This window comes from Citrobacter sp. A316 (assembly GCF_002042945.1).
Taxonomy (GTDB): domain Bacteria; phylum Pseudomonadota; class Gammaproteobacteria; order Enterobacterales; family Enterobacteriaceae; genus Citrobacter; species Citrobacter portucalensis.
Window position 1 is genome coordinate 67250 of record NZ_MVFZ01000007.1, and the last position, 13612, is coordinate 80861.

A 13612-nucleotide genomic window follows, 5' to 3' on the forward strand; every position below is an offset into this window, starting at 1 on the left:
TGCCTACACAAAGCCACAGCCCCCGAGCCGGATAACGCGTTTACGCTGATATCCGGCTTTTTTGCGTAATGGATTCCACATAAGGATCTCTGTTTCAGCAAAAAAGATCTATCTTCCAGCCTCTTTGCAAAAACTATGCGATTTTAAAACGCTGCAACTGGAATCAGGCAGCTTTATTGAGGACGATTTGCGCGCATACTACTCTGATGTGCTGTGGTCGTTAAAAACATGCGAAGGCGATGGCTATATTTACACCATCATTGAGCATCAGAGCACCGCTGATAGCCATATGGCATTTCGGCTTATGCGTTATGCCATTGCGGTAATGCACCGTCATTTAGCTGCGGGCCACAAAAAACTCCCGCTGGTTATACCCATGCTTTTTTATCATGGCACAGCAAGCCCATACCCCTACTCACTTTGTTGGCTGGACGAGTTTGATGACCCGGAGTCCGCCAGACAATTTTATAGCACCCCGTTTCCACTGATCGATATCACCGTTATGCCTGATGACGAGATTATGCAGCATCGCCGGATGGCGCTTTTGGAGCTCATCCAAAAGCATATTCGTAAACGCGATTTGATGGGACTGGTAGAAAAACTGGCCATCCTGCTTGTTAAAGGACACGCTAATGACAACCAGTTGAAAGCCTTGTTTAATTATTTAATTCAGGCCGGTGACACCACACATTTTGGCGAGTTTCTTCATGAAGTCGCCGAACGTTTACCCCAACATAAGGAAAAGTTGATGACTATCGCCGAAAGATTACGACAGGAAGGGCATTTAAATGGTCTTCAGGAAGGCCATAGGAAAGGGCTAAAAGAGGGGTTACAAGAGGGGTTACAAACGGGTCTGCAACAGGGTAAACGAGAGGAAGCCTTACGTATTGCATCAACCATGCAAGCTGATGGTATAGACCCACTGACCATCTTCAGAATTACTGGCCTGACCGCTGGGGATCTGGCTACGCGTAGCCATTAATCTCAGGCCCGGCGAGCATGGCACCACCGGGCAACGCAACGGATTTATAGCCGCTGTTTTAACGCCAGCAGCGCTGCGCAAAACTCGGCTGGATGCGAAATAAACGGCGCATGCGCCGATTTGGCAAACACCAAAGACTCGCTCTGCGGCCACAGTGCATCCAGCATCGGGACGACTTTGCGCGGAACCAGCCCGTCAAGATAGCCGTACAACCGCAGGAAAGGCATTTCCACCGCGCACAGCGGTTCTCGCAGATCGACCGTTTTCAGAATCTCCAGCCCGCCATTGAGCACCTCGACGTCCGGCATGGATAAAGCCAGCACCGTTTTCTTTAACGCTCGCGCATCCTGACGCGCAGTTTCTGTGCCCATCGTTTGCAACGCCAGAAAACGCTCCACCGTACGCTGGAAATCTTCGCTCAGCTGCTGCTGGAAGCCTGCCAGCACTTCTGGCTTGATACCCGGCCACTCATCCCGCGCGCTAAAGCAAGGGGAAGACGCGACGGTCACCAGCGCCTGAACGCGCTCAGGATGCGTTAACGCGACCTGGCTCGCGACCAGCCCACCAAGACTCCAGCCGAGCCAGATAGCTTTCTCCGGGGCCTGTTTCAATACCCGCTCAGCCATCTCTTCCAGCGACATTGCACCGAAACCCTGGCTACGACCAAATCCCGGTAAGTCGACAAGATGCAGCGTAAAATGCGAGCTCAGTTCCTCGCTTATGCAATGCCACACTTGCGCATTCAGTCCCCATCCGTGCAGCAGCACAAGATGGCAATTTCCCGAACCCTGGGTCTGCCACCAGATGTCATTCATCAGTTATTGTTCTCTTTTAGCCTGAAAGGATGCATCTATGCTAACAGTACCGGGATTGTGCTGGCTATGCCGAATGCCCCTGACGTTAGGGCATTGGGGGATCTGCTCTGTCTGTACGCGGGCAACGCGTCAACACGTCAGCCTGTGCCCTCAATGTGGACTCCCTGCCGCTCATACCGTCATTCCCTGTGGGCGCTGCCTGCAAAAACCACCGCCGTGGCAACGACTGGTCACCGTCAGCGACTATGCTCCACCGTTGAGCGGGCTTATCCACCAGCTCAAGTTTTCGCGACGCAGCGAAACAGCCTCAGCTCTTTCGCGTTTGCTGTTGCTGGAGGTATTACAAGCTCGGCGTGTCTGCGGTCTTCCTCTACCGGACAGGCTGGTCAGCGTCTCGCTATGGCAACGCCGACACTGGCGCAGAGGGTTTAATCAGAGCGATTTATTGTGCCGTCCGCTGGCGCGCTGGCTGGGTTGCGACTGGGACAGCCGGACCATCTCACGAATTCGGGCAACCGCCACACAGCACCATCTCAGTGCCCGATTACGTAAACGTAACCTGAAAAATGCCTTTCGCCTTGAATTGCCAGTGCAGGGACTCCATATGGTTATTGTGGATGATGTCGTCACTACCGGAAGTACCGTCGCGGAAATCGCGCAGCTGCTTTTACGCAACGGCGCGGCGACTGTCCAGGTATGGTGCCTGTGTCGAACCTTGTAGAGCCTCGATGATGGGCGTATTATAACCAAGTAAAATAGTCAACTATTAGGCCATTACTATGATCCATATTTCCGATGCTGCACAAGCGCACTTTGCCAAACTGCTGGCAAATCAGGAAGAAGGGACACAAATCCGCGTATTTGTGATTAATCCCGGCACGCCTAACGCTGAATGCGGCGTTTCTTATTGTCCGCCGGACGCCGTGGAAGCAACCGACACCGCCATTAAATTTGACCTGCTGACCGCATATGTTGATGAACTGAGCGCACCATATCTGGAAGATGCAGAAATCGATTTCGTTACCGACCAGTTAGGCTCCCAGCTGACCCTGAAAGCACCAAACGCCAAAATGCGTAAAGTTGCCGATGATGCGCCGCTGATGGAACGCGTGGAGTACATGCTGCAATCGCAGATTAACCCACAGCTGGCAGGCCACGGTGGTCGTGTCTCCCTGATGGAGATCACCGATGAGGGCTACGCCATTCTGCAGTTTGGCGGCGGCTGTAACGGCTGTTCAATGGTAGATGTAACGCTGAAAGAAGGGATCGAGAAGCAGCTGCTGGCTGAATTCCCTGAACTGAAAGGCGTTCGCGATTTAACCGAACACCAGCGCGGCGAGCACTCTTACTACTAACGCCCGCACCTGTAGAGTATCCGTAGGCCCGATATGACGCACCCGCGTCGCTATCGGGCATTGCGGCTGAATTGCAGCATAAACGCTGTATCCGACCTACGGGCCTGCATTTCTTCGCATTTATCCCGCAACAATTCCCCGCATAATTTGACCGGCCTCTCATAATTTAAATTTTGCCTACCCAGGTGATTTTCAAGCGCTGCATGTTACCCGTATCATTCGCATCAGCACCTAACACACACATAATAGCCAACTAAACTGATTAGTTTTGCAGGCAACCAGCATTGGTGCTGAGAATACTCTGTTCCCGGTCGGGACAATCGGAATTTGTCATCTAAACACTGACGTTACCCATAACAAAGTAAAGGCCAGGTAAATCATGCCATTAGTCATCGTTGCTATCGGTGTAATCTTGTTACTCCTCCTGATGATCCGTTTCAAAATGAACGGCTTCATCGCTCTCGTCCTGGTGGCGCTTGCTGTCGGATTGATGCAAGGGATGCCACTGGATAAAGTCATCGGTTCGATTAAAGCCGGCGTCGGCGGAACCCTTGGCAGCCTCGCCCTGATTATGGGTTTTGGCGCCATGCTGGGCAAAATGCTGGCGGACTGTGGCGGCGCACAGCGCATCGCAACCACGCTGATTGCTAAATTCGGCAAAAAACACATTCAGTGGGCGGTGGTATTAACCGGCTTCACCGTCGGTTTTGCCCTGTTCTACGAAGTCGGCTTCGTGCTGATGCTGCCGCTGGTATTCACCATTGCCGCAGCTGCTAACATCCCACTGCTGTACGTTGGTGTGCCAATGGCTGCTGCGCTGTCCGTTACTCACGGCTTCCTGCCGCCGCACCCGGGTCCAACCGCGATTGCCACCATTTTCCACGCAGATATGGGTAAAACCCTGCTGTTTGGTACGATTCTGGCAATCCCGACCGTTATTCTCGCCGGTCCGGTATACGCGCGTTTCCTGAAAGGCATTGATAAGCCAATCCCGGAAGGTCTGTACAGCGCAAAAACCTTCACTGAAGAAGAGATGCCAGGCTTTGGCGTCAGCGTCTGGACCTCTCTGGTCCCGGTTATCCTGATGGCAATGCGCGCCGTGGCGGAGATGATTCTGCCGAAAGGTCATGCTTTCCTGACGGTTGCTGAATTCCTCGGCGACCCGGTCATGGCAACACTGATTGCAGTGCTGATTGCGATGTTCACTTTTGGTCTGAACCGTGGGCGTTCAATGGATCAGATTAACGACACGCTGGTGTCCTCTATCAAAATCATCGCGATGATGCTGTTGATCATCGGCGGTGGCGGAGCCTTCAAACAGGTCCTGGTTGATAGCGGCGTGGACAAATACATCGCTTCAATGATGCACGGCTCTAACGTGTCTCCACTGTTGATGGCATGGTCTATCGCTGCGGTACTGCGTATCGCACTGGGTTCCGCGACCGTTGCAGCGATCACCGCTGGTGGGATTGCGGCACCGCTGATTGCAACGACCGGCGTAAGCCCTGAGCTGATGGTTATTGCGGTTGGTTCCGGTTCCGTCATCTTCTCCCACGTGAACGACCCTGGATTCTGGCTGTTCAAGGAGTACTTCAACCTGACCATCGGTGAAACCATCAAGTCATGGTCAATGTTGGAAACCATTATCTCCGTCTGCGGTCTGGTAGGGTGTCTGCTGCTGGGTATGGTCGTCTGATAAAACAGTGCCTGATGGTGCTATGCTTATCAGGCCTACGTGCTACGAGCCATCACCATAAAAAAGCCGGGGAAATCCCCGGCTTTTTTACTTCTTCTTCGCGGCCGCTTTTCGGCGCTTATCCAAATCCTTAATCAGCTTATTCACGCCTTCATCGGCAAACATCTGCTCCAGCGTGGCGGTGAGTTTTCGCCGCCAGTTTTTGTACTCGTCGCTGGTCCCCGGAATGTTGACCGGCTCAGCCATGTCCAGCCAGTCTTCCGGCTGCAGGCCCAGCAGCGCACTGTTGCTGTCAGCAATGTAGCGTTGCATGCCGCGATTCAGAATCGGCGTCATCGACATCAGGGACGCCTTGTGACCGGCACGTTTTGGCAGGCAGCCGTATTTGTGCAGCGCATCCAGCAGCCCCTGTTTCGCCAGTTCTCGGTCCTGATACAACCCACGCAGCACGACTTCATCCGGGTACAGGCCCAGTGCTTTACCCAGCGTCAGATCGCCGCTATCCCAATAACCTTTAAGCGTAGGAAGGTCATGCGTCGCCGCGACTGCCATTGATTGTTCCGGGTACGCTTTCGGCGCACGGAAATTTTTCTCATGGTCATTCTCAAAATAAAGCACTTTGTAGGAGTAGACGCCGCTGTCACGCAACTTGCTGACGATCTCCACCGGCACAGTACCCAGATCTTCACCAATCACCATGCAGTGGTGACGTTTACTTTCCAGCGCCAGAATTGACAGCAGATCGTCAACCGGATAATGCACGTAGGCACCGTGATCGGCAGTTTCTCCGTAAGGGATCCACCACAAACGCAGCATCGACATAACATGGTCAATACGCAGCGCGCCGCAGTTTTGCATATTGGCGCGCAGCAGTTCGATAAACGGTTCGTAAGCACGTGCCGTGATGATGTGCGGATCCATCGGCGGCAGTCCCCAGTTTTGCCCAAGCGGACCGAGAATATCCGGTGGCGCGCCAACCGAAGCTTTCAGGCAATACAACTCGCGGTCACACCAGGTTTCCGCCCCGCCTTCGGCCACGCCAACGGCCAGGTCGCGATACAGTCCAATTGGCATTGCAAACCCCTGGCTGGTTTTCCAGCAGTCAGCAAACTGGGTATACGCCAGCCATTGCAACCACAGGTAGAAATCTACGTCATCACGATGTTCTTCGCAGAAGCGTTTTACCTCTGGCGAGTCCACTGACTGGAAAGCTTCTGGCCACACCGGCCAGCCCCAGCGCAATGCGTCCTCTTTCACCTGATGCGCATGCAGTGCATCAAAGGCTGCCTGCCAGTAGAGGCTATCCCCTTCCTGAGCCACAAACTGGCGAAATGCCGCCATCTGCTCATCATCACGCGCAGAGAAGCTTTTCCACGCCATACGTAGCGCCGTCATCTTCAGTGCGGTAACAGCAGAATAATCAACCCACTCGGCATCGCGCGCGCGTTGCAGAGCTTGCTGAGTCGCAGGTTTCTGCCACCACGCCTGCGCCTCTTTACTCAGACGGAAATCATCAACTGCGTTCACATCAATATAAATAATGTTCAGCCAGCGACGTGACGACGGGCTGTACGGGCTGGCGCTCTCCGGATTCGCCGGATACAGCGCGTGAATCGGATTAAGCCCGATAAACGCGCCGCCGCGTTGCGCCACATCCACCAGCATGGTGCGGAGATCGCCAAAATCGCCGATCCCCCAGTTCTTTTCCGATCGCAGGGTGTAGAGCTGAACACATGCCCCCCACAGCTTCTGCCCGGCTAACAACGCCTGCGGTTCGTAGCAGCGCTTTGGTGCCACGATGATACGACAATGGGTACGCAGCTCGCCCTGGGTCAGGGTCAACGTGTGATACCCCTCCGGCAGCTTCGCCGGAAGGTTAAAAGATTTACCGCCGACGGCATGCCCTTTGTGCTGCACGCCCTCTTCGGTGGTCAGCAGCCAGTTAAACTCTCCGCTTCCCTCAACCGCCAGCGGCATTTTCTTGCCAGCGGTATAGACCATGACGTTCGGCACCGGGGTTACCGCCACCTGAGTGGCAGCGGTGGTGCGATGCATGGCGTCAAGCAAACGCCGTTTGGTTTCGGCACCAATAGACTGCGGTTTACCGTGGGCATTAATGTAATTGGGGCTGATCCCCGCCGCCAGCGCGGCATTATCCAGACGTTTGCTTTCCATCGCGATTCCTTAACGTTTCGCCTGCCAGATACGAGCCTGATAATCGCGGATGGAGCGATCCGAGCTGAACATGCCGCAACGCGCGGTATTCAGAATCGCCGCCCGGGTCCAGGCGTCCTGGTCACGATACAACACGTCAACCTGCTTCTGAGCTTCAACGTAGGCCGCGAAGTCCGCCATCACCAGATACGGATCGCCGCCCTGCTTGCCGATACTGTGCAGCATCTGGTCAAAGGCATGCTTGTCGCCGTCGCTGTATTTCCCGCTTTCCAGCTCTTTCAGGACAGCATCCAGCACTTTGTCTTTTTTACGCCATTTCACCGGATCGTAGCCTTTGGCTTTGAGCGCCTTCACCTCTTCCACGGTATGACCAAAGATGAAGATATTCTCGTCACCCACCTTCTCAGCGATTTCGACGTTTGCGCCATCCAGCGTACCAACGGTTAACGCGCCGTTCAGCGCCAGCTTCATGTTACCGGTGCCGGAAGCCTCTTTCCCTGCGGTTGAAATTTGCTCAGAAATATCCGCCGCCGGGATCAGCATTTCCGCCGCCGAGACACAATAATCCGGCAGGAAGACGACCTTCAGCTTGTCGCCAACTTTCGGGTCGTTATTGATGGTTTGCGCAACCTTGTTGATGGCGAAGATGATATTTTTCGCCAGGTAGTAACCCGGTGCGGCTTTTGCACCAAACAGGAATACGCGCGGCACGCGATCGGCCTGCGGGTTCTCACGGATTTCTTTGTACAACGCCAGAATATGCAGCAGGTTCAGGTGCTGGCGCTTGTACTCATGCAGACGTTTAATCTGAATATCAAAGATAGCGTTAGTCGTTATTTCAATACCGGTACGCGCTTTAATAAACTTCACCAGGCGCTCTTTGTTCGCCAGTTTGATGTCACGATACTGCTGGCGGAACTTCGCGTCGTCGGCGTATTTCTCCAGGTTGATCAACTGGTCGAGATCGTTAGCCCACTCTTTTTTCAGCGATTTATCCAGCAGCGCGGCAAGCGCCGGGTTGCACTGCTTAATCCAGCGGCGCGGAGTAATCCCGTTGGTGACGTTATGGAATTTGTTCGGCCAGAGCTGGTGATATTCCGGGAACAGATCTTTTACCACCAGATCGGAGTGCAGCGCCGCCACGCCGTTAACCGCAAAACCGCTGACCACACACAGGTTAGCCATACGCACCTGTTTGTTGTGCACCACTGCCAGTTTCGCCCAGACTTCAGCGTCACCCGGCCAGGTTTTATCGACCAACGTCTTAAAGCGGTCGTTAATCTCTTTGATAATTTGCATATGACGCGGCAGCAGTGCTTTCACCAGTTTCTCATCCCAGCACTCTAACGCTTCCGGCATCAGGGTGTGGTTGGTGTAAGCGAAGGTCTTGCTGGTAATCGCCCACGCATCATCCCAGCTCATCTGGTGCTCATCAATCAGCACGCGCAGCAGTTCAGGGATGGCGATAGTCGGGTGAGTATCGTTAAGTTGAATGACTTCGTAATCAGCCAGTTCGTGCAGCTTACGCCCTACCAGATGATGACGACGCAGAATGTCGGCTACGGAGCAGGCGCACTGGAAGTACTGCTGCATCAGGCGCAACTTTTTACCCGCGGTGTGATTATCGTTTGGGTACAGCACTTTCGTCAGTTTTTCGGCGTCGATGCCCTGCTGCTCTGCGCGCAGGAAATCGCCGTCATTAAATTTGGTCAGGTTAAACGGGTGCGCATGGCTGGCCTGCCACAGACGCAGCGGTTGCGCTACGCCGTTACGGTAGCCGAGAACCGGCAGATCCCAGGCCTGGCCGGTGATGATAAACCCTGGCTCCCAGTGCCCTTCTTTTGTGACCTTGCCGCCAATACCGACCTGCACATCCAGCGCCTCGTTGTGACGGAACCACGGGTAGCTGCCGCGATGCCAGTCATCCGGGGCTTCCATCTGTTGCCCATCGGCAAACGACTGACGGAACAGGCCGTACTGGTAGTTGAGGCCGTAGCCCGTCGCCGACTGGCCGACTGTCGCCATCGAGTCAAGGAAGCAGGCCGCCAGGCGTCCCAGTCCACCGTTACCCAACGCCGGATCGATCTCTTCTTCCAGCAGGTCAGTCAGGTTGACATCATGCGTTTTCAGCTCATCACTCACCGCCTGATACCAGCCAAGGTTGAGTAAGTTGTTGCCGGTCAAACGACCAATCAAAAACTCCATCGAGATGTAGTTAACATGACGCTGATTTTTTGCCGGTTTCGCCGCAGGCTGGGCGCTGAGTAACTCAGCCAACGCCCCACTCACTGCCTGCCACCACTGGCGCGACGTCATTTCTTGAGCCGACAGTAAACCGAAGCGCTGCCACTGACGCGTCAGGGCAGCCTGAAATTGATCTTTGTTGAAAGTAGGCTGTGACATAGGGGTTCCAGATCCTTAGGTAATAAAACAACGTTATCGCTAGTTTGCCTGGCTCGTTGTTGACATTCCTCATCCTGGCACGGATTAGGGAGGGAGGAGGAGCGGGGATGAGCATAAAAGTGTGATCGCTGCCACTTAAAGGGAGCGTAATCACCCGTAAATTCGCGCAATCCCCACATAACGCCCCTGTAGCGCCCAACAGACGGCGCATTAATAACAAGGGATACATCGACAATATCAAATAGTGGAGTGACGATGGGAAACAATATGTAAACAGAGAAATAGTTTCTAACCTGAAATATCTGTGCCGGATAAGATGATTCATATAGAACTTTTAAGTCGGCCACAAAATTCGGTGATTTTAATTAGCTGTTCGAGTAACCCTCTAAAAAAGAGATTTTTTCGACACAGTTAAAATAACGACGGATCCAGTCGCCACGCCTGTTGCGACTCTTTAAAGCATTTATTGCAATAGATGTATAGATTTGTGACATAGTGCAAAATCAGACACACAAAAAGTCCGCTTAGCTTGCATAAAACACCAATCTGGCCGACCTTATATCTATTAATTACGAAGCGCAAAAAAAATCATTCTTCCCCATTTTCACACAGTGAAGTGACTAACTTATGTTGATTCCGTCTAAATTAAGTCGTCCGGTTCGACTCGACCATACGGTGGTTCGTGAGCGCCTGTTGGCTAAACTTTCCGGCGCGAACAATTTCAGGCTTGCCCTGATAACAAGTCCTGCTGGTTATGGAAAAACGACGCTGGTTTCACAATGGGCGGCAGGGAAAAATGATTTAGGCTGGTACTCTCTGGATGAGGGCGATAATCAGCAAGAGCGCTTTGCCAGCTATCTGATCGCCGCTATCCAACAGGCAACAGGTGGACACTGCACCACCAGCGAAGCAATGGTGCAAAAACGTCAGTACGCCAGCCTGACATCACTGTTTGCCCAGCTATTTATCGAACTGGCCGAGTGGCACCGCCCGCTCTACCTGGTGGTGGATGATTATCATCTGATCTCTAATCCGGCCATTCACGAAGCGATGCGTTTCTTCCTGCGTCATCAGCCTGAGAACCTCACGTTGGTCGTGCTGTCGCGCAACCTGCCGCAGTTGGGTATTGCCAACCTGCGGGTACGCGATCAACTGCTGGAGATAGGCAGCCAACAGTTAGCCTTTAACCATCAGGAAGCCAAACAATTTTTCGATCGACGTTTGTCCTCCCCTATCGAAGCGGCAGAAAGCAGCCGGATGTGCGATGACGTTGCTGGCTGGGCCACTGCGTTACAACTGATCGCCCTTTCCGCCCGTCAGAACAATCATTCCGCGCACCAGTCGGCACGACGCCTTGCGGGGATCAACGCCAGCCATTTGTCCGATTATCTGGTTGATGAAGTGCTGGACAGCGTTGACCTCGGCACCCGTCACTTCCTGCTGAAAAGCGCCATTCTGCGTTCCATGAACGATGCGCTGATCGTCCGCGTTACCGGGGAAGAAAACGGCCAGATGCGGCTGGAAGAAATTGAGCGCCAGGGGTTATTCCTGCAACGGATGGACGACGTTGGCGAGTGGTTCAGCTATCACCCGCTGTTTGGCAGCTTTTTACGCCAGCGCTGCCAATGGGAGCTGGCGAACGAACTGCCCGAAATACACCGCGCCGCCGCCGAAAGCTGGATGGCGCAAGGCTTCCCCAGCGAAGCTATCCACCACGCGCTGGCGGCCGGCGACGCCCATATGTTGCGCGATATCCTGCTTAATCATGCGTGGGGACTGTTTAACCATAGCGAACTGACGTTACTGGAAGAGTCGCTGAAAGCCCTGCCGTGGGAAAGCCTGCTGGAAAATCCGCGTTTGGTTCTTTTACAAGCCTGGCTGATGCAAAGCCAGCACCGCTACGGAGAGGTTAACACCCTGCTGGCGCGCGCAGAGCAGGAAATGAAAGGCGACATGGAACCGACGCTGCACGCTGAATTTAACGCTCTACGCGCACAGGTAGCGATTAATGATGGAAATCCTGACGAAGCCGAACGCCTGGCGAAACTGGCGTTGGATGAGTTACCCATCGCCTGGTTCTATAGCCGTATCGTCGCTACCTCGGTGCACGGCGAAGTCCTGCACTGTAAGGGCGATCTCACGCGCTCTCTGGCGTTGATGCAGCAAACCGAGCAAATGGCGCGTCATCATGACGTCTGGCATTACGCGCTGTGGAGTCTTATCCAGCAAAGCGAAATTTTGTTTGCCCAGGGCTTTTTACAGGCCGCCTGGGAAACTCAGGAAAAAGCGTTCCAGCTGATCAAAGAGCAGCACCTGGAACAGCTGCCGATGCACGAATTCCTGGTACGTATTCGCGCGCAGCTACTGTGGGCATGGGCACGTCTGGATGAATCAGAAGCTTCTGCCCGTAGCGGTATTGAACTGCTTTCCACTTTCCAGCCGCAGCAACAGCTACAGTGTCTGGCGCTGCTGGTTCAGTGTTCACTGGCACGGGGCGATCTCGATAACGCTCGCAGCCTGCTCAACCGTCTGGAAAACCTGTTGGGCAACGGTCACTATCACAGCGACTGGATCTCAAATGCCGATAAGGTGCGGGTGATTTACTGGCAAATGGTGGGTGACAAAAACTCGGCCGCCAACTGGCTGCGCCACACGCCGAAACCGGAATTCGCCAATAACCACTTCCTGCAAAGCCAGTGGCGCAACATCGCTCGCGCACAAATCCTGCTCGGCGAGTTTGAACCGGCTGAAATTGTACTGGAAGAGTTGAATGAAAATGCGCGCAATCTGCGCCTGATGAGCGATCTGAACCGTAACCTGCTGCTGCTTAATCAGCTCTACTGGCAGGCAGGGCGCAAAAATGACGCCCAGCGTGTGTTACTCGACGCCCTACAGCTGGCGAACCGCACCGGGTTTATCAGCCACTTTGTTATCGAAGGCGAAGCCATGGCGCAACAACTGCGTCAGCTGATTCAGCTTAATACCTTACCGGAGCTCGATCAGCACCGCGCCCAGCGCATTTTGCGTGAGATTAACCAGCACCACCGCCATAAATTCGCCCACTTCGATGAAGGGTTCGTTGAGCGTCTGCTTACTCACCCGGAAGTGCCGGAGCTTATCCGCACCAGCCCGCTGACCCAGCGCGAATGGCAGGTTCTGGGACTGATTTATTCGGGTTACAGCAACGAGCAGATCGCCGGAGAGCTGGCCGTCGCGGCCACGACCATCAAGACGCACATCCGCAATTTGTACCAAAAACTTGGCGTCGCACATCGCCAGGATGCGGTGCAACATGCGCAGAAGCTGCTGAAGATGATGGGGTACGGCGTTTAGTTAATGCCTGATACGCAACGCTTATCAGGCCTGGAATTACCTTAGCACAGCTCTAACTGGATATGATGGTCAGCAATCACCTGCATCACGCCAGCAGGCGGCAGCGTGTCGGTATACACCGCATCCACCATGCTGATGCTGCCCATATTCACCATCGCGTTACGCCCAAACTTCGAGTGGTCCACCACCAGCATCACATGCCGTGAATTCTCAATGATCGCGCGTTTGGTGCGAACTTCGTGATAATCAAACTCCAGCAGAGAACCATCGCTGTCGATGCCGCTGATCCCTAAGATGCCGAAGTCCAGACGGAACTGAGAAATAAAGTCGAGGGTCGCTTCACCCATAATACCGCCGTCGCGGCTACGTAGTTCACCACCGGCGAGGATTATGCGGAAATCCTCTTTCGCCATTAGCGTATTCGCCACATTGAGGTTGTTGGTCACAATGCGTAAATTGCTGTGATTAAGCAGCGCGTGGGCCACCGCTTCCGGCGTGGTTCCAATATCAATAAACAGCGTTGAGCCGTTCGGGATCTGCGTGGCAACTTTGCGGGCAATGCGCTCTTTTTCCGCCGTCTGCGTCGCTTTACGGTCATGCCACGGGGTGTTGACCGAGCTGGATGGCAGCGCCGCGCCGCCGTGATGGCGCAAAATCATGTTCTGATCGGCCAGATCGTTAAGATCGCGGCGAATCGTCTGCGGGCTAACGGAGAAATGCTCCACCAGCTCTTCAGTACTGACGTATCCCTGTTTTTTTACCAGCTCGATGATCGCGTCATGTCGTTGTGTTTGCTTCATTGTTGTTCCCTGAAATTTTGCCGGATGCGCTGTCGCTTATCCGACCTACAAAT

The 13612-nt window shown here is 53.9% G+C and carries 9 protein-coding genes; 5 read left to right on the plus strand and 4 right to left on the minus strand.

Annotated elements, in window-relative coordinates:
- Positions 1-61 precede the first annotated feature (61 nt).
- Positions 62-982, plus strand: a complete 921-nt coding sequence (locus BZK41_RS10495) for an Rpn family recombination-promoting nuclease/putative transposase (RefSeq protein WP_079938114.1) — start codon at positions 62-64, stop codon at positions 980-982.
- A gap of 44 nt (positions 983-1026) precedes the next feature.
- Here the strand turns inward: BZK41_RS10495 and bioH are convergent, their stop codons facing one another.
- Positions 1027-1797, minus strand: a complete 771-nt coding sequence (bioH, locus tag BZK41_RS10500; RefSeq protein WP_079938115.1) for a pimeloyl-ACP methyl ester esterase BioH — start codon at positions 1795-1797, stop codon at positions 1027-1029.
- Between the two features lie 37 nt (positions 1798-1834).
- Between bioH and gntX the strand changes: the two genes are divergently transcribed.
- The 3 genes from gntX to gntT all read left to right on the plus strand — a co-directional run bounded on the left by gntX (position 1835) and on the right by gntT (position 4848).
- Complete coding sequence (gene gntX, locus BZK41_RS10505; RefSeq protein WP_079938116.1) at positions 1835-2518, plus strand: DNA utilization protein GntX; 684 nt, start codon at positions 1835-1837, stop codon at positions 2516-2518.
- Positions 2519-2576: 58 nt separating this feature from the next.
- Positions 2577-3152 carry a Fe-S biogenesis protein NfuA gene (gene nfuA, locus BZK41_RS10510; RefSeq protein WP_003023509.1) on the plus strand — a complete coding sequence of 192 codons (576 nt, stop codon included), beginning with the start codon at positions 2577-2579 and terminating at the stop codon, positions 3150-3152.
- A 379-nt stretch (positions 3153-3531) separates the two neighbouring features.
- Positions 3532-4848 carry a gluconate transporter gene (gene gntT / locus BZK41_RS10515; protein WP_079938117.1) on the plus strand — a complete coding sequence of 439 codons (1317 nt, stop codon included), beginning with the start codon at positions 3532-3534 and terminating at the stop codon, positions 4846-4848.
- Between the two features lie 87 nt (positions 4849-4935).
- Here the strand turns inward: gntT and malQ are convergent, their stop codons facing one another.
- Positions 4936-7023: a 4-alpha-glucanotransferase gene (gene malQ / locus BZK41_RS10520; RefSeq protein WP_079938118.1), complete on the minus strand. Its 2088-nt coding sequence runs from the start codon at positions 7021-7023 to the stop codon at positions 4936-4938.
- 9 nt (positions 7024-7032) lie between these two features.
- Positions 7033-9426 carry a maltodextrin phosphorylase gene (gene malP / locus BZK41_RS10525; protein WP_079938119.1) on the minus strand — a complete coding sequence of 798 codons (2394 nt, stop codon included), beginning with the start codon at positions 9424-9426 and terminating at the stop codon, positions 7033-7035.
- A 627-nt stretch (positions 9427-10053) separates the two neighbouring features.
- On the opposite strand from malP, the gene malT reads away from it, so the two are divergent.
- Positions 10054-12759, plus strand: a complete 2706-nt coding sequence (gene malT / locus BZK41_RS10530; protein ID WP_003827634.1) for an HTH-type transcriptional regulator MalT — start codon at positions 10054-10056, stop codon at positions 12757-12759.
- A gap of 41 nt (positions 12760-12800) precedes the next feature.
- Here malT and BZK41_RS10535 read toward each other — a convergent pair whose 3' ends face one another.
- Positions 12801-13559, minus strand: coding sequence for a DeoR/GlpR family transcriptional regulator (locus BZK41_RS10535; protein ID WP_003023499.1), 759 nt, complete (start codon positions 13557-13559; stop codon positions 12801-12803).
- Between the last annotated feature and the right edge of the window lie 53 nt (positions 13560-13612).